This is a genomic window from Luteimonas gilva (assembly GCF_005239095.1).
Taxonomy (GTDB): Bacteria; Pseudomonadota; Gammaproteobacteria; order Xanthomonadales; family Xanthomonadaceae; genus Luteimonas_C; species Luteimonas_C gilva.
This window is the reverse complement of sequence record NZ_SZUA01000001.1, coordinates 892,442-909,365: the sequence shown is the minus strand read 5'-3', so window position 1 is coordinate 909,365 and position 16,924 is coordinate 892,442. Positions and strand designations below refer to the sequence as shown.

General features: G+C 66.0%; 17 protein-coding genes. 11 read left to right on the top strand and 6 right to left on the bottom strand.

Annotation, left to right across the window (positions count from 1 at the left end; genetic code table 11):
- Positions 1–4 precede the first annotated feature (4 nt).
- Positions 5–1,015 carry an aldo/keto reductase gene (locus tag FCE95_RS04180; protein ID WP_137265711.1) on the bottom strand — a complete coding sequence of 337 codons (1,011 nt, stop codon included), beginning with the start codon at positions 1,013–1,015 and terminating at the stop codon, positions 5–7.
- Between the two features lie 174 nt (positions 1,016–1,189).
- On the opposite strand from FCE95_RS04180, the gene FCE95_RS04175 reads away from it, so the two are divergent.
- The 9 genes from FCE95_RS04175 (at position 1,190) to FCE95_RS04135 (ending at position 10,965) form a co-directional block, all read left to right on the top strand.
- A complete protein-coding gene (locus tag FCE95_RS04175) occupies positions 1,190–2,122 on the top strand; it encodes an AraC family transcriptional regulator (protein ID WP_137265710.1) in 933 nt (310 codons plus the stop codon).
- An 89-nt stretch (positions 2,123–2,211) separates the two neighbouring features.
- Complete coding sequence (locus FCE95_RS04170; protein WP_223266767.1) at positions 2,212–2,631, top strand: YbaY family lipoprotein; 420 nt, start codon at positions 2,212–2,214, stop codon at positions 2,629–2,631.
- Between the two features lie 251 nt (positions 2,632–2,882).
- Positions 2,883–5,948, top strand: a complete 3,066-nt coding sequence (locus FCE95_RS04165; RefSeq protein ID WP_137265708.1) for an autotransporter family protein — start codon at positions 2,883–2,885, stop codon at positions 5,946–5,948.
- A 138-nt stretch (positions 5,949–6,086) separates the two neighbouring features.
- Positions 6,087–6,452 (top strand): DUF6164 family protein, encoded by a 366-nt coding sequence (locus tag FCE95_RS04160; protein WP_137265707.1) that lies wholly within the window; start codon positions 6,087–6,089, stop codon positions 6,450–6,452.
- Positions 6,453–6,627: 175 nt separating this feature from the next.
- A complete protein-coding gene (locus FCE95_RS04155) occupies positions 6,628–7,572 on the top strand; it encodes a bifunctional helix-turn-helix transcriptional regulator/GNAT family N-acetyltransferase (protein ID WP_137265706.1) in 945 nt (314 codons plus the stop codon).
- 32 nt (positions 7,573–7,604) lie between these two features.
- Positions 7,605–8,816, top strand: coding sequence for a glycosyltransferase (locus FCE95_RS04150; RefSeq protein WP_137265705.1), 1,212 nt, complete (start codon positions 7,605–7,607; stop codon positions 8,814–8,816).
- Positions 8,817–8,844: 28 nt separating this feature from the next.
- Positions 8,845–9,477 carry a DUF998 domain-containing protein gene (locus FCE95_RS04145; protein WP_223266766.1) on the top strand — a complete coding sequence of 211 codons (633 nt, stop codon included), beginning with the start codon at positions 8,845–8,847 and terminating at the stop codon, positions 9,475–9,477.
- A gap of 327 nt (positions 9,478–9,804) precedes the next feature.
- The gene (locus FCE95_RS04140) at positions 9,805–10,236 is read left to right on the top strand and encodes a hypothetical protein (RefSeq protein WP_137265704.1); all 432 of its coding nucleotides are present in this window, start codon (positions 9,805–9,807) and stop codon (positions 10,234–10,236) included.
- 120 nt (positions 10,237–10,356) lie between these two features.
- Positions 10,357–10,965 carry an HD domain-containing protein gene (locus FCE95_RS04135; RefSeq protein WP_137265703.1) on the top strand — a complete coding sequence of 203 codons (609 nt, stop codon included), beginning with the start codon at positions 10,357–10,359 and terminating at the stop codon, positions 10,963–10,965.
- A gap of 72 nt (positions 10,966–11,037) precedes the next feature.
- On the opposite strand, the gene FCE95_RS04130 is transcribed toward FCE95_RS04135, so the two are convergent.
- Positions 11,038–12,291 (bottom strand): TIGR03862 family flavoprotein, encoded by a 1,254-nt coding sequence (locus FCE95_RS04130; protein WP_262982792.1) that lies wholly within the window; start codon positions 12,289–12,291, stop codon positions 11,038–11,040.
- Between the two features lie 142 nt (positions 12,292–12,433).
- Here FCE95_RS04130 and FCE95_RS04125 point away from each other — a divergent pair, with 142 nt between their 5' ends.
- Together FCE95_RS04125 and FCE95_RS04120 are read left to right on the top strand one after the other, a co-directional pair.
- The gene (locus FCE95_RS04125) at positions 12,434–14,185 is read left to right on the top strand and encodes a M1 family metallopeptidase (protein ID WP_137265701.1); all 1,752 of its coding nucleotides are present in this window, start codon (positions 12,434–12,436) and stop codon (positions 14,183–14,185) included.
- Positions 14,186–14,238: 53 nt separating this feature from the next.
- Positions 14,239–14,529, top strand: a complete 291-nt coding sequence (locus FCE95_RS04120; protein WP_137265700.1) for a DUF6916 family protein — start codon at positions 14,239–14,241, stop codon at positions 14,527–14,529.
- Between the two features lie 4 nt (positions 14,530–14,533).
- Here FCE95_RS04120 and FCE95_RS04115 read toward each other — a convergent pair whose 3' ends face one another.
- The 4 genes from FCE95_RS04115 to FCE95_RS04100 are packed head-to-tail and all read right to left on the bottom strand — an operon-like array spanning position 14,534 to position 16,751.
- Positions 14,534–15,088: a GNAT family N-acetyltransferase gene (locus tag FCE95_RS04115; RefSeq protein WP_137265699.1), complete on the bottom strand. Its 555-nt coding sequence runs from the start codon at positions 15,086–15,088 to the stop codon at positions 14,534–14,536.
- 4 nt (positions 15,089–15,092) lie between these two features.
- The gene (locus FCE95_RS04110; protein WP_137265698.1) at positions 15,093–15,626 is read right to left on the bottom strand and encodes a phage tail protein; all 534 of its coding nucleotides are present in this window, start codon (positions 15,624–15,626) and stop codon (positions 15,093–15,095) included.
- 38 nt (positions 15,627–15,664) lie between these two features.
- A complete protein-coding gene (locus FCE95_RS04105) occupies positions 15,665–16,198 on the bottom strand; it encodes a phage tail protein (protein ID WP_137265697.1) in 534 nt (177 codons plus the stop codon).
- Positions 16,199–16,220: 22 nt separating this feature from the next.
- Positions 16,221–16,751 (bottom strand): phage tail protein, encoded by a 531-nt coding sequence (locus tag FCE95_RS04100; protein ID WP_137265696.1) that lies wholly within the window; start codon positions 16,749–16,751, stop codon positions 16,221–16,223.
- Positions 16,752–16,924: the final 173 nt, after the last annotated feature.

The window sequence follows — 16,924 nt, the reverse complement described above, 5'->3', positions numbered from 1 at the left end:
GCGATCACGCGTTGACGGTGGCCATGCCCGCTTCGGGATACCGCATCCCGGCGATTTCGTGGCTGGCCAGCACGCCGTCGATACGCCGCAATTCTTCTTCGCTCAAGCGGATCGACGCCGCGCCCGCGTTCTCGTCCAGGCGCGAAATCTTGCGCGTGCCCGGGATCGGCACGATATCCGGCCCGCGATGCAGCAGCCAGGCCAGCGCGAGTTGCGCGGGCGTGGCGCGACGCGCGGCGGCCAGTCCGGTCACCGCTTCGACCAGTTCGCGGTTGCGGTCGATGTTGCCGTCCTGGAAGCGCGGATTTTGCCGGCGCCAGTCGTTCGCGGCCAAATCGTCGGTTTTCTGGATCGCTCCGGTCAAAAAGCCGCGGCCGAGCGGGCTATACGGCACGAAGCCGATGCCCAGTTCGCGGCAGGCGAGCAGCGCATCGTTCTCGACGTCGCGCGTCCACAACGAGTATTCGCTTTGCAACGCCGCGATCGGATGCACCGCCGCGGCGCGGCGCACGGTCGCACCGGAAGCTTCCGATAGGCCCAGATAACGCACCTTGCCGGCTTCGACCAAGCGCGCCATCGCGCCCACCGTTTCTTCGATAGGCACGTTCGGATCGACACGGTGCTGGTAGTACAGATCGATTTCGTACACACCCAGCCGCTTCAGGCTGGCGTCGCAAGCCGCGGCCACGTACTTCGGGCTGCCGTCGATTCGCAGGAGAGCGCCGTCGGCCGCGCGCACGTTGCCGAATTTTGTGGCCAGCACCACTTCGTTGCGGCGCGAGGAAAGCGCTTCGGAGAGCAGACGCTCGTTCTCGCCCACGCCGTACATGTCGGCGGTGTCGAGGAAATTCACGCCGATGTCGATGGCATGGTGGAGTACGGCGAGGTTCGAGGCCCGTTCGCTGGGGCCGTAGAAATCGGACATGCCCATGCAGCCCAGGCCGATCGCGGAAACGGTCAAGCCCTGCCGGCCGAGCGTGCGGCGAGGAAAATCGTGATGCGCAGCGCTGTTCATGGGGTTCTCCAAGAGGATGGGGGAGTGCCCGCAGAGACTAGGCCTGGAGATGGGAATCGCGTTAGCCCATTGCTCGTGGAAACTTGCACGATCCTCCAGATCGCCCGCGATCGCGCAAAAACTCCGCCGCTTGCGGGCGCATAATCGCCGCACGCCCCCTTTCGCCGCTTCCCTATGAACGACAAGGCTTCCAATGTAGTGCCGGCGCGGCTCGGACTCGAGGCGCAGCAGGCCGAGCTCGCCGACCGGATTGCACGAAACGTGCCCGGCGACGGGCTGCATCCGTCCGCGATCCCGGCGCTGTCGCTGATCCGCGCCAGCGAGCCGTCGCAACCGTTGCCGACCGTCTACCACGCCAGCCTGTGCGTGGTGGTGCAGGGCCGCAAGCGCGCTTTGCTGGGCGACGAAGTCTTCCATTACGACCCGCTGAACTATCTGGTGGTGTCGATGACCTTGCCCATGACCGGCCAGATCACCGAAGCCTCGCCCGAGCATCCCTATCTCTGCTTGCGCATCGATATCGATCCGGCCCTGGTGGGCGAATTGCTCACCCACGCAGGCCCGCCGGAGCCGGCGCGGGCGAGCCAGGAGCGCGCGGTGTACGCCGCGCGCACCAGCGCGCCGCTGCTCGATGCGGTGCTGCGGTTGGTGCGCTTGCTGGACACGCCCGACGAGGCGGCGGTGCTGTCGCCGTTGGCGATGCGCGAAATCCACTATCGGGTGCTGACGGGCGAGTTGGGCCAGCGCCTGCGCGAATTGTGCGAAGTCGACGGTTCCGCACGGCGGATCGCGCGCGCCATCGAACTGCTCAAGGCCCGTTATGCCGAACCGTTGCGGATCGAAGAATTGGCCGCGGCGGCGCATATGAGCGCCTCGTCCTTGCATCAGCGCTTCAAAGCGGCGACCGCGATGTCGCCGTTGCAGTTCCAGAAGCAGTTGCGCTTGCAGGAGGCGCGGCGGTTGATGCTGATGGACGGCCTGGAGGCCGCTTCGGCCGGCCATCGCGTGGGCTATGAAAGCCCTTCGCAGTTCAGCCGCGAATACCGGCGCTTGTTCGGCGCTCCGCCGAGGCGCGAAGTGGAGGCGATCCGCGCCGCGGGCGGGTGAAGGCTGCCTTCACGCGAAGGAGTAAGCTCGCGGGTGGGATATCCAGGGAGGGTGCGATGGCGTACTTCGCTTCCTTGCGAGTGCCGGTTTTGCTCGCGACCTTGACGTTGAGCGCGTGCGCCAGCAACGGTGAGGTGGCGGCACCTGCATCCGCCGAGCAAGGCAAAGTGAACGTCGCCGGGACCGTGCTTTATCGCGAACGCATCGCTTTGCCGCCAGGCAGCACGGTGACGGTGCGGCTGGAGGATGCGGCGTTGATGGATGCGCCGGCGAAATTATTGGCCGAGCAGACCATCAAGCCGGAAGGCCAAGTGCCGGTTCCTTTCCAGTTGCAAGTCTCACGGGGCTCGGTCGATCCGCATGCGCGGCCTTCGTTGCGCGCCACCATCACCGGTCCCGACGGGCAGATGCTTTTCACTACTATGACGCACGAAGCGGTGGACTTGTCGCAGGACACGGTCGATCGGATGTTGGTATTGCAACGGGTTGGACCGAACGCAGCCAAGTAGCGTTGCGCCATGCGGATCAGCACAGGATTTCAGCATCGTCCGCACTGTGCCGCGAATAACACTTTCGCGCATCCGAAGCCGTTCGCGTGGGGCAATACTTGACAAAAATTCACTATTTAGGTTTATAAATCACACCGATTGCTTGAAGCCGATGCGTTTTCACGGGGGCGCGGCTTCATCGGATCCTGCTGATCCGCGCGGCAGAGCGAACGCCGCGCAGGCAGGTCGACGAATCGATCCAGGAGGCCCCCATGCCGGTTCCGAAACGCCGCCCGCTCGCGCTACGCATCGCCGCTTTGCTGCGATCCGGCTATGTCCTCGGCAGCTTCGCATTGTTGGCGCCGTTCGCGGCGCAGGCCGTTTGCGACAACCAAACGCCCGCGACGGGGCAGACCGCCACTTGCGATGCGAACGCGCCGAGCCCGGACCCGGATCCCGTCGTCGCCGCCGTCGGCAGCACCAACGTGATCGTCAACGTGCTGGCCGGAGGCGGCGTCGGCACGATCAATGCCGATGCCGTGGTCGTCCGCGATCAAAGCCAAGTCAACAACGCCGGCAGCATCGCCGCCACCGGCGCGTTCAATGGCATCACTTCGACCGGCGCCGGTAATACCATCACCAACTCGGCGGGCGCATCGATCTCCAGCCAAGGCGGCAACGGCGTCTCCCTGCTGGCCGGCGGCACGCTCGTCAACGACGGCACGATCACCGCCCAGACGGGCAACGGCGTATTGTTCGGCGGCACCGCTGCGGGCCTGCTCATCAACCGCGGCACGATCACCGGATCGGCCGCCGGGGTGAGCTTCGGCGCGGGCAACGATCGGCTCGAAATGCTCGGCGGCGCGATCAACGGCGCCGTCCACCAAGGCGCGGGCGGCGATACCTTGATCTTGAACGGCGGCCAGCTCGGCATCGTCAACCAAGGCGACGGCAACGACGTCATGCAAGTCGGCGGCGGCACCGCGACCGGCAACGTCCAGCAGGGTAGCGGCACCGACGATTTTTCGATGACGGCCGGCCAGATCCAATCGCTGTCGCAGGGCGACAACATCGACAATTTCAACATGTCGGGCGGCCGCATCGTCGGCTTCTTCGAGGACGGCGACATCGCCCGCATGAGCGGCGGCCGCATCGGCCGCGTCGACATGAAGCTGGACAACAACCTGTTCGACATGTCCGGCGGCACCATCGACGGCAACCTGGTCACCGGTTTCGGCAACGACACCATCATCCTGTCGAACGGCTACATCGGCGGCAACGTCAGCGTCAGCGGCGGGCAGGACAGCGTCACCGTCACAGGCGGCACGATCGGCGGCGAAGTGCGGGTCAGCACCGGCGACGACACCTTCGCTTGGAACGGCGGCGGCATCATCTACGGCGCGATCGATTTGGGCGACGGCGCCGACACCGCCACGTTGCGCGATTTGACCGCCGCCAATTTGGGCGCGACGCCATCGCTCAGCGGCGGGCTAGGCGCGGACAGCCTCAGCTTCAACAACGTCACCAGCGCAGGCGTCGCCCGGTTCCAGAATTGGGAAACGGTGAGCGCCACCAACGACACCGAACTGACTTTCGACGGCAATCTGACTTTGGGCGATAGCGGCAGCGGCACCGGAACGCTGTCGATCGATGCGACCAGCACGCTGTTCGCAGGCGGCCTGGATGCCGCCATCCTCGCGGCGGGCGGCGGCTTGGTGAGCGTGACCAATGCGGGCCGGATCGATTTGACCAACGGCGCCGCGGGCGCGAACGCTTTCACTATCGCCGGCAACTACATCGGCAACGGCGGCACCGTGTTCCTGCAAACGGTGCTCGGCGGCGACGGTTCGCCTTCGGACAAACTCGTCATCTCCGGCGGCAACGCCAGCGGCACGACCGGTTTGGGCATCGTCAATCTCGGCGGCGCCGGCGCGGCGACGACGCAAGACGGCATTCTGGTCGTGCAAACGATCAACGGCGGCACCACGGCGGCGAACGCGTTCGCGCTGGACGGCGCAGTGGCCGCCGGCGCCTACGAATATTTCCTGTTCCATGGCGGCGCCAGCGCGGGAACCCAAAACAACTGGTATCTGCGTTCGACCCTGGGCGCGTTGCCTGCGCCGAGCGACGACGGCGAGCCGCCGGCACCGACACCACCCGAACCTCCCGCGCCGCCGCCGCCGCCGTTGGATCACCCGCCGCCGGGACCCGACGTGCCCGAACCGCCGGTTCCGCCCGAACCCGCGCCGCCGCCGCCGGCTCCGCCCGAGGCGCCGCCGCCGAGCCCGCCGCCGGCCGTGGATCCGCCGACGCAACCGGCGCCGATCCCCGGTCCAAATTCGACGCCGCCCACGCCGGGCGCCGTGGCCGCGACCGGCGACGTGATCCCGCTGTTCCGCATCGAAACGCCGACTTACGCGGTGGTGCCGCCGGCCGCGCACGAACTCGCGCTCGCCACGCTGGGCACTTTCCACGAACGGCAAGGCGAGCAGCCGCTGCTGCAAGGCGAAGGCGGCTTGCCGTCCGCTTGGGCACGTGTCGTAGGGCAAGACATCGAGCGCGATTGGTCCGGCACCGTGTCGCCCACGTTCGATGGCAGCTTGTGGGGCGTGCAGATCGGCGCCGCGCTGTATGCGCGTCAAGGCGACGACGGGCGCCGCGACGATTTCGGCCTGTTCGTCGGCCGCACCCGCATGGACGGCGACGTGCGCGGCTTCGCGCTCGGCTGGAACAATCTCACCGTCGGCAAGACCGAGTTGGACGACACCCACCTCGGCTTGTACTGGACGCACATCGCGCCCAACGGCGCTTACTTGGATGCCGTATTGATCGGTAGCCGTTACGACGGCGATGCGACCTCCAGCCGCGGCTTGGGCGTGGACATCGACGGCGACGGCACCACGGTTTCGCTGGAAGGCGGTTATCCCTTCGCGCTGGGCGAGCGCTGGTCGCTGGAGCCGCAGGCGCAGGTGATCTGGCAAACGCTGTCGTTCGACGACAAGCGCGATGCGTTCTCCTTGGTTTCGTTCGATGCCGAAGATGCGGTCGCCGCGCGGGTGGGATTGCGCTTGATCGGCAAAGACCGAAGCGCGCGTTGGCGTCCGTACCTGAAGGCCAATCTCTGGCACGGCTTCGGCGGCCGCGATCGCGTGTCGTTCGGCGCCGACCGGATCGAAAGCGAACAGAAATTCGACGCCTTCGAATTCGGCGGCGGCCTCATCGCCAGGATCAACGACAAGGCCAGCTTCTTCGCCACGATCGACTACACCGTGGATGCCGGCGACGACGAGGAGCGCAAGATATTCGAAGGCAATCTGGGCCTGCGTATCGCCTGGTAGCGTGCTTTTATCCCTCTCCCTTTACGGGAGAGGGATAGGCCCGGAGGGCCAGGGAGAGGGTTCGGCTTTTTATGGTCGTCCCCAGCTCCGACGACACCATGCAGTAGAGTGCAGCCTCAGCCGTTCCCACCCACGAAAATGTCCAAGCTCCTCATGAACCTCCGCCACGTCCCCGAAGACGAGGCGGACGAAGTGCGCGCCCTGCTGGACGAGCACGCGATCGACTACTACGAAACCAAGCCCAGCCGTTGGGGCATATCCTCCGGAGGCATCTGGATCGCCGAAGAATCCGAAGTCGCGCGCGCCAAGCGGTTGTTCGCCGATTACCAGACGCAACGCCAACAGCGCGTGCGCGCCGAGCACGAAACCGCCAAGCGCGAGGGCAGGGCGGAGACTTTCGGCTCGATCCTGCGCGAACAGCCGTTGCGCGTGTTGTTGACCCTGCTGGCGATCCTGTTCCTGCTGGGATTGGTCGCGCTGCCTGCCGTGCTCCTGTCGCGCTGAGCGCGTACTACGGATCGATCTCTTTTGCTTTGCAGAGCGGAGCTTGCTCCGCTGTTTCGTTTCTCGGGAGAAAATAGCTGCGGAGCAAGCTCCGCTCTACAAAGCCCGGTTTCCGATATAGTTGACTTTAGTCAAGTATATCGGATAGCTTGCGCGTATTGACCGGAGCCCTTCGATGCCGCAGGTCGACCAACGCGAAATAGCCGCGCTGCGCGAGTTCAACCGCTTCTACACCCGCAAGCTGGGCGCGCTGAACGAAGGGCTGCTCGACAGCCCGTTCTCGTTGGCCGAAGTGCGGGTGATGTACGAGCTCTGCGCGCGCGGGCGGGCCACGCCCTCGGAACTGGCGCAGGCGATGGAGATGGACCGCGGCTATCTGAGCCGCCTGCTGGCGCGTTTGGACGGCCAAGGCTTGTTGAAATCCGAACCGTCGCAAGCCGACCGGCGCAGCCGCACACTCGCGCTCAGCCGCAAAGGCAAGACGACGTTCGCCAAACTCGACGCCAAATCGCAGGCGCAGGCGGCGGAACTGATCGCCCCCTTGGACGCCGGCATGCGGCGCAGGCTGATGTCGGACCTGTTGCAGATGCGCCGCCGGCTCGGCGACGAATCCGCGGCCGCCGGCCCGATCGTATTGCGCGAATTGCGCGCCGGCGACATCGGCATGGTCGCCCAGCGCCACGGCGAGCTGTATTCGCGCGAATACGGCTGGGGCGTCCGTTTCGAAGCGCTCGTCGCGGGCGTGCTGTCGCAATACGTCGAACATTTGCGCCCCCGGCGCGAGCACGCGTGGATCGCCGAGCGCGACGGCGAATTCCTGGGCTGCATCTTCGTGATGGAAAAGGACGCCGACACCGCGCAATTGCGCCTGCTATTGGTCGAGCCCGCGGCGCGCGGCGCCGGCCTGGGCCGGCGCCTGGTGAACGCATGCCTGGATTTCGCCCGAGGCGCGGGCTACCGCAGGATCGTGCTGTGGACCAACAACCGCTTGGACGCCGCGCGGAAGATCTACGAATCCTGCGGTTTCCGCCTGGTCCGCGAAGAGCCGCACGCGAGCTTCGAGGACGGTTCGCTTGGCCAGTACTGGGAATTGGAGCTGCAAACGCCGCGGCCGACATAAATCCGTCATCGGGCCGACATAGTCTGCCGACCATGGACATCCTCATGCTGTCGGACGTGTACTTCCCACGGGTCAACGGCGTGTCGTCGTCGATCCGCACCTATGCGCGGGCCCTGGCGGCGATGGGCCACCGGGTCACGCTGATGGCGCCGGACTACGGACCGGACAGCGGCCAGGAGGGCCACGACGGCGAATTCGAGGTGATCCGCCTGCCTTCGCGGGTGATCTTCTTCGATCCCGAGGACCGGCTGATCCGGCAATCGGCGCTGGACGCTCTGCTGCCGCAACTGGCGGCCAGGCACTGGGATGCGATCCACATTCACACGCCGTTCCGCGCGCACAAATTCGGCGTGAAGTTGGCCAAGCGCACCGGCCGGCCGACGGTGGAGACCTACCACACCTATTTCGAAGAATACGTGGCGCATTACTTGCCGTGGTTGCCGTCCGCGCTCACCCGGCTGATCGCGCGCCGCGCCTCGCGCAAGCTGTGCGGCGACGTCGACCATTTGATCGTGCCGAGCCAGCAAATGGTGGAGGTGCTGCAGCGCTACGGCGTGGACACGCCGACGACCGTGTTGCCGACCGGGCTGGCTTTGGAGGAATTCGCCCGCGGCGACGGCGCGCGCTTCCGGCGCGAGCACGGCATCGGCGCTGCGCAGCCGACTTTGGTCACGGTCAGCCGGCTGGCGCTGGAGAAGAACATCGGTTTCCTGCTGCAGGTGGCGCGCAGATTGGTGGACGAGTTCCCCGATCTGCTGTTCATCGTCGCCGGCGAAGGGCCGGATGCGGAACGGTTGAAGAAGCTCGCCGCGTCGCTGGGTTTGCAGTCGAATGTCCGCTTCTTCGGCAATCTGGACCGGCGTACGACGTTACTGGATTGCTACCGCGCCGGCGACGTATTCGTGTTCGCTTCGCCGACCGAGACCCAGGGCCTGGTGCTGATCGAAGCGATGGCCCTGGGCGTACCGATCGTCTCCACCGCGGTGATGGGCACCGCGACGGTGTTGCGCGATGCGCGCAGCGCGGTGGTCAGCCGCGAGGACGAAGGCGAGTTCACCGCCTGCATCGCGCAACTCTTGCGTTCCCCCGGGCGGCGCGCGGAATTGTCCGCGGCCGGGCCCATCGACGCGCAGGCTTGGAGCGCCGACGGGCTGATGCGCAAAGCGGTCGCGTTGTACGCCGAGTTGGCGGCCGGCAAGGTCGCGGTCCCTCTAGCCAAAAATCCATCCCGCAGCCCGGGTTGAACCGCCGGCGACGCGTTACCATTCCGGCATGGAAGAAACCTCGCCGCGCCCGATGGCGCAAATTCGTCCGGCGGCAGCCGGTGCTTTAATCGGAATCGCGTTGTTCTGCGCGATCGGCATCGCCGTCCAGTTCTTGCGTCCGGATCTGGATTGGCTGCAGGCGCCGATGAGTTTCTACCTGCGGGGCGCGTACGGTTATTGGCTGCAGGCCGGATACTTCGCTTTGGCTTGCGCGATGGTCGCGCTCGCCTACGCCTACTACGGCGCGCTGACGCCGCGGGCGCGCAGCGGCGCGCCCGCGTTGATGTTCGCGCTGGCGGCCATCGGGCTATGCGTGACCGCCGCCGCCCACGGCAATCCGCCGCAACGCGCACCGACCCTGGAAGGCTGGGTGCACGGCACTTCCGCGCAAGCGGCGTTCTTGTTCGTCACCACGGCGATGCTGCTGCAGGCATGGCGGCTGCGCGGCGATCCGGCTTGGCGCGCGCGCTTCGCGCTCGCCTTCGGCTGGGCGGCGCTTTGCTTCGCTGCCGTATGGGCGTTGTCGTTCTGGCGGGACGTGCCGCGGGGGCTGGCGCAGAAGATCGTGATCGCGCTGATCGTGGGCTGGCTGGCGTTGTCGGCGGCATGGTTGCGCCGCGCCTCCCCGCGCCGAGGGTGAGGCGGGTGGTACTTTTTTGCCGCGGCAGCCGCCATAATTCCCTACGGGGCGGGTCCGGCTAACGATTGTTGAACAATCGATCTTTATGATCGTGCGTCGCACGCCTGCCTAGGGAATACCGTTTTGCTTCCAAACCGTAATCTCCGTCTTGCCGTCGTTCCCTTCGTTTTGTTGGTCATGACCGCCGTGGGTTGCGATCGCTCGCAGCCGCCGGCCGCAGAGAACCAAGCCGCGCCAGCCCCGGCTACGACCGCTTCGGCGCCGCCTCCGCCCGAGGTCCCCAGCTCCGATCCGAGCGCCCAGACCACCCAGCGCGCTGCGCCGCCGATGCCCCCGGCCGTGGCCTTGGGCGAATTCGCGCCCGCGGACCCCGGCGCCGAAGCCGCCACGGGCAAGCTGACGATCGAGGACATGGCGATCCGCGGCGCGAACGGCGCGGCTTTCGTCACCGAGCGCGCGGCCATCGTCCGCGGCAACGACCAGTACAACGCCGAGGCGCGCTACGCCGACTCGATGCTGATCGTGCCGGAGCAGACGGTCGAACTGCGCCGCGTGGTCGAGCGTACGCTGCCGGAAAAATCGAATGCCGATCCGTTCTGCGGCGCAGGCAAGACCGGCTACCTGGCGGTGAGCAAGGTTCGCGAAGGCGATACCGACGTGGTCAAGCTGATGGCCCTGCAAGGCGAGGCGCTGCCCGCCGCCTCGGCGCCGGGCGTGACGTTGTGCAAGGTGTTCAGCTATTCCTCGCCGGCGAAATAGCTTTCCGCTTTTTTTGCAGGCGCGGCTTTAGCCGCGAACTCTTCCCATCGAATCGCGACATCTTCAGGATTTAATAGAAACAGCTCGCGGCTAAAGCCGCTCCTACGAAGAGCGAAAGCGATGAAAGACGCCGCGCCGATCGAGTTGCCCGCCGAAGCCTTCGCGGAGCTGGAGACTTTCTACGCCACGCCGCCGCGCGCCTATCACAACTTCGCGCACGTGCAGGAAGTGCTGAAGCATTATTTCGCGGCGGGCGAGGGCGCGGGCTGGGATCGCCCGGTCGAGCCTTATCTCGCTGTGCTCTACCACGACGCCATCTACGAAGCCGGGCGCAGCGACAACGAAGCGCGTTCGGCCGAGTTGGCGCTCGACCGGATCGCGCGCTGGCTCCCCGACCGGAAGGTCGATGCCGCGCGCGTGGCCGAGTTGATCGATCTCACCGCGCGCCACGGCCAATTGCGCGCCGACCAAGTGGATCGCGATGCGGCCTTGTTCCTGGATTGCGACATGGCCATCCTCGGCGCGGAGCCGGCCGTCTTCGACGCCTACGACCGCGGCATCGCCGCCGAATACCGGCACGTGCCCGGTTGGCTGTTCAAGCTCAATCGGCGCCGTTTCCTGAAGGCCTTGCTGGAGAAGGAGCGGATCTTCCTCAGCGATTTCTTCCATGCCAGCTACGACGCGCAGGCGCGGGCGAATTTGCGGCGCGCGATCAACACCAAGCGCTGACCGTGTTTAGAGTCGAGCCTGCTCGACTGCTCTGTGCGATTCGGGACAAAAGCAGTCGAGCAGGGCTCGACTCTACGAAAAGCCGACTGGGATATCTTTCCGCAGCCACTCCACCGCGCCGCGCCCGGCCCGATAGCCGCTGGCGAAACACGCGGTCAGCAGATAGCCGCCGGTCGGCGCTTCCCAGTCCAGCATTTCGCCGGCGCAGAACGTGCCGGGCATGGTTTCGAGCATCGATGCGTCGTTCAAGGCTTCCAATCTCACGCCGCCGGCGCTGCTGATGGCTTCCTCGATCGGGCGCGGACGCAGCAGGGTCAAGGGAAGGCGCTTGATCGCATCGGCGACGGCGTCGGGATCGGCGATGCGTTCTGCGCCCAGCGTTTCGCGCACTAGCGCCGCTTTCGCGCCGCCCAGGCCGGTCTGGCGCCGCAAGCGTTCGCTGAAACTGCGCCGGCTCGGTTGCGCGAGCGCATCGCGCAAGGCTTCGCGTTCCCGGCCCGGAGCAAGGTCGAGCCGGAGCGTCGTGCTGCCGTCCCGCGCGATCGCTTCGCGCAGCTCGGCCGAAAGGGCATAAATCAAGCTGCCTTCGATGCCGGTTCCGGTGAGCACGCACTCGCCTTGCAGCGAACGTTCGCGTCCATGCGCGTCGCGCCAATGAGCGACGATCGGTTTCAGCGGCGCGCCGGCATGGCGCTGGGCGAAATGCGCGCTCCAATCGATATCGAAGCCGCAGTTGGACGGTTGCAGCGGCGCAACGTCGATGCCGCGTTCGTGCAATGCGCTTTGCCATGCGCCATCGGAGCCGAGCTCCGGCCAACTGCCGCCGCCCAGGGCGAGCACGGTGGCGCCGGCCTCCAGGCTGCGTTCGCCGTCGGGCGTGGCGAAACGCAGTGCGCCGGCATCGTCCCATCCTAGCCAGCGGTGATGGACGTGAAAGCGCACGCCCTGGTCGCGCAATCGCCGCACCCAGCCGCGTAGTAAGGGCGCCGCTTTCAGATCGAGCGGAAACACGCGTCCCGAACTGCCGACGAAAGTCTCCACGCCCAAGCCGCGCGCCCAGTCGCGCAGCGATTGCGGCCCGAAATCGCGCAGCCATGCCGCGACTTCGGCTTCCCGCTCGCGGTAGCGCGCGGCGAAACCCGGCATCGGTTCGGAATGGGTGAGGTTCAGGCCGCCTTTGCCGGCGATGAGGAATTTGCGGCCGACCGAGCCCTTGGCCTCGTACAGGTCGACTTCGAGTCCCGCCGCGCGCGCGACTTCGGCGGCCATCAGCCCGGCGGGGCCGCCACCGACGATAGCCAACGTGCTCGCTTCGCTTTGGGTCAACCGAGTACTCGCCGTACGTGAAAGCATCAGTGTAACGGTGCGGCGCGCATGACTTCAGGCCAGTAGCCCCGGGCTCTGCGATATGACATCTTGGCCGGCGCACCCGGCCGGCGCGTCGGGCGACCACTGCCAGGGATCTCCGATGAAGACCAGCCGCATCGCACTCGCCGCCTGTATTTTCCTCGCCGCCGGTTCGGCTGCGTACGCGCAGGCCCAAAAGCAGCCGAAATTGACCGAATTCACCCTGGCTACCGGCGCGCCGCGCGCGCCGGAGCAGTTGGCGGTCGTGTTCGAGAAGGCCGATCTGCAGTTCAAGGTCGATCCGGCCAAGCGCAGCTTGAGCGGCGATGCGGCGTTGACGTTCCGCGCGACCGCGCCCATTTCGCGCCTATCGGTGGAGCTGGATCGCAACTACGCGATCGAATCGGTCAGCGTCGATAGCCGCAAGTCGCCTAAGACTGCTTACCGCAACCCCGAAGGCCGCTTGACCGTGGATCTGCCCCAGCCGCTATCCGTCGGCGAACGCGCCGTGCTGCGCATCGTCTACGCCGGAAAACCGCACGTAGCCGACCGCGCGCCCTGGGACGGCGGTTTCGTGTGGGCCAAGGCGCCGACCGGCGAGCCGTGGATCGCCTCGGCGGTGCAAGGCGAAGGCTGCGATCTGTTCTGGCCCTGCATCGACCATCCGCAGGGCGAGCCTTTGGAAGTGACCCAGCACATCACCGTGCCCGCGCCGCTGGTGGCCGCCGGTAACGGCGTGGCGCTGGGCATGGACGAGAAGGGCGGCTGGCGCACCTATCACTGGCGCGCCCGCGACCCGGACACCTACGCGATCTCGCTCAATATCGGCCCATTCGAAGTGCTGGAAGGCGAGTACAAGAGCCGCTACGGCAACACCATCCCGCTGCGCTACTGGTATCTGAAAGGCAACCAGGCCAAGGCGCGCGAGCTGTTCGCCGAATTTCCGACGATGCTGGACTTCTTCGAGGGCTACATCGGCCCGTATCCGTTTGGCGACGAGAAGATGGGCGTGGTGCAAACGCCGCATCTGGGCATGGAACACCAGACCGTCAACGCGTACGGCAACGACTACAAGAAGAGCGAATACGGCTACGACTGGCTGCTGCAGCACGAGTTCGCCCACGAATGGTTCGGCAACCAATTGACCAACAGCGATTGGGACGATATGTGGCTGCACGAAGGCTACGGCACCTATATGCAGCCGCTGTACCTGCAGTGGCTGCGCGGCGACATGGAGTACTACGCCAACCTGATGAAGCACCGCACGGACTTGATCAACAAGTTCCCGGTGGTGTCCGGGCATACGCAGACCGGCAGCCAGGTCTACGACGAGGCCACCGGCCCGGGGCACGATCTGTACTACAAGGGTTCGCTGGTCCTGCACACGCTGCGCAACCTGATCGGCGACCGCGATTTCTTCGCCGTCACCCGACAAGCGGTGTACGGCACCGACAAGCCGACGCCCGGGAATTTCAAGCCGCGCTATCTCAGCACGCCGCAGTACATCGACATCGTCAACAAGGTGACCGGCAACGACTACCGCTGGTTCTTCGACGTGTATCTGTACCAAGCGGCGCTGCCGGAACTGATCGCCGAACGCGACGCCAAAGGCTTGTCCTTGCGTTGGAAAACCCAGAGCGGAAAGCCGTTCCCGATGCCGGTGGAAGTGCGCGTCGACGGCCGCGAACGGGTGGTGGCGATGAAGGGCGGCAGCGGCCGCGTCGACATGCCGGCGGGCGCCGTGTATACGATCGACCCGCATTCGAAGGTGTTGCGCGAGCTGCCGTACATGGGCCAGTTCAAGGCCGACAAGGCCGCGCGCGACAAAGCGGCGCAAGCCGCGAAGGCAACCGCGAATTCGGCCAAGAAATAGCGCTTGCAAGCCGCGCGCCGCGCTTACACCATGGGCGGATCGGGGAGGGCGACATGCGCATGCTGACTTTGGAGGATTTCGCCGGCTTGGTGAACGAGACGTTCGCCGCGTCGCTGCAGGACGTCGAAGTGCCGTTCGTGCTGGTCGAGGCGCGTCCGCTTCCGGCGCAGCCGGGTTTGGCGATACGGCCGCCTTTCTCGCTGCTGTTCCGCAATGCCGCTTCTTTCCTGCTGCCGCAGCAGATCTATCCGATGCGGCATCCGCGCTTGGGCGAAGTGGGCATCTTCCTGGTGGCGATCGCGCGCGAGCGCGACGGTTTTCTTTACCAGGCCATCTTCAACTGAAGGCTTAGGCCGACCAGATCATCCGCAGATGGGTCGGCGCGTCTCCCGCCGTCGGTACGAAGCCGTGGCGTTCGTATAGGCGCCGCGCCGCCAGGTTCTGCTGGTTCACGTGCAGCACGACGCCGCAGCCGTGCTTGCGCGCGTCCGTTTGCGTCGCCTCGATCAGCGCGCTCGCCACGCCGTGCCCGCGCGCGGCGGCATCCAGGCTGATATCGACGATCACGTAGTCGGGGCGGGCGCGCTGCAAGTAGTAGCGGCCGATGGGCTTGCCGCCGCTTTCGACCATCAGGAAGTCGGCGTCGCCGTAGTAGCTCAGGTAGTGCCGGTGCTGCAGCGAGAATTGATCGTGCAGGAAAACCTGTTTGGCCGCCTGCGGCCAAGGCGCGTGGGCCAGTTCGTCGGCGCGGGTGGTTGCATAGAGTTCGCCGAGATAGGGGAGATCGGCGTCCGCGGCCGGACGCAGGAAAATGCCGCGTTCGGCCAAGGTCGGCGGCGCGCGAAAATGGTCTTCGCGCGCGGCGGGGAATCGCGGCAGCTTCCTTATCTGCCTGGCTTCCATCGTCTCATCCGAAGCTGGGGAAGATGCCTTGCAGCGCGATGCAGAAATTCACCGCCAGATATGGCTGCCGGTTCTCGTGGGGCTGGCTGCCCCCGGCGGAGCTGCAGGCGGTCGGCGCGAACGGCGCGTTCGGCTGCGCGCCGGGTGCGAACGGCACGCTGGCGGTAGGCACGGTCAGGGCCACGCCGGCGACCGGCGTACCGGTACGCTTGGTGGAGTCGCTTTGGTTGTAAAGATTTAGGCTGTGATTGTGCGACGGCATCTGTTGCTGGGTCAGGGTCACCGAGGCATCGCCGAAGGTTTCGCCGATGGTGCGCGCGGTCAGTCCGGGCCCTTGCCCCTGGTTGCACGCCGCGCGTGCGCTGAAGTTCGGCAACTGGAAGGTGGTCGTGCCGTTGCCGCCGTACTGGGTGCCCAGCAGCGCGAACAGCGCGGTGTTTTGCTGGATGGCCAGCGTGGCGCCGTTGCAGAACGCCCAGCCGCGCGGCGCGAAATTGAAGCCGTACATCTGGATCTGGCCGATGAAGGGTTCAGTCATGGGAATGCGCTCCGATCTGCGTTCGTCGCGTTCGGCGATCAGCTTTGCGACGGGTAGATGCCGGCATAAGCGATGCAGAACTGCACCGTCAGCGTCGGCATCGTGTTTTCGTGCGGTTGGTTGCCGCCGCTCAGCGACACCGATTGCGGCGACAGCGCGATCGGGCCAAGCCCGGTGATGTCGGTCGCGTACATGGTGTCGGCGGCGACCGTGCCGAGCAGATTGACGCCGTTGCCCACCGCGGTCGCGGTCGAAGTTGCGGACGTGACGTACATCGTGTGCGAATGCGCCGGCATTTGGCCCTGGATGAGGGTCACGTTCTCCGAGCCGCCGGCTTCGCCGGGGGTGCGGGGCGTCAAGCCCGGGCCGTTGCCCCAGTGCAACGGCACTTGGCCGCGCAGATCGGGCATGGCGAAGGTGACTTGGCCGTCGCCGCCGTAAGTCGTGCCGATCAGATTGAACAGCACGTCGTAATTGGATATCGGCTGCAAGCTGCCGTCGCAGGGCAGCCAGCCGTTGGGCAGGCGCGAGAAACCGAATAGCCGGATCTCGCCGACGTAAGGCTCACTCATGGCTTGAACTCCGGTAGGGCGCTCAGTTGCGCGACGGGAAGATGCCGACCAACGCGATGCAGGACGAGATCGTGCGGTAGGGCTGCATGTTCGGATGCGGCTGGGTGTTGCCCGACGGGCCCAACGTCGACGGATTCGTCGGAACCATCAGACCGCTGGCGGCGGCGTAGATGTTGGCGCTATTGGTGCCGTAGAGCGTGCCGGTCGGGTTGCGTTGCGAACCCGCGGTGCTGGTGCCGCTGATGGTGTGGTTGTGCTGCGGCAATTGTGTGCTGATCAGGGTCACGTTCTCGACCCCGCCGACTTCGCCGAGCGAATAGGGAGACGGCTGCCACGCAGGATCGGCCGAGTTGCCGAAGGCCGTGGGCGTGCGTCCGCGCAAGTCGGGCAGGGCGAAGGTGGTCGTGCCGTTGCCGCCGTAGGTCGTTCCCAGCAGCGAGAACAGGGCTTGGTTCTGCGCGATGGACAGGATCCCGCCGTTGCACAGCGCGAATCCCTTAGGAGCGAAAGCGAAACCAGTCAGCAGGATCTGACCGATATAGACCTCAGACATCTTCATCCCCCCCGGAATCAGATTGGCCGGCACTCTCACCGATCGTCGTTACGGTGGCAAGGGCCGGGACGTGTGTCTTTTCGGAAGTGTGAGAGTAGTACACTTTTCGGGTCCGACGCCAGGGTGCAATATCGGGATCGGATGCAAGGGGCCGGGCCAGTCGAAAGGCCTGC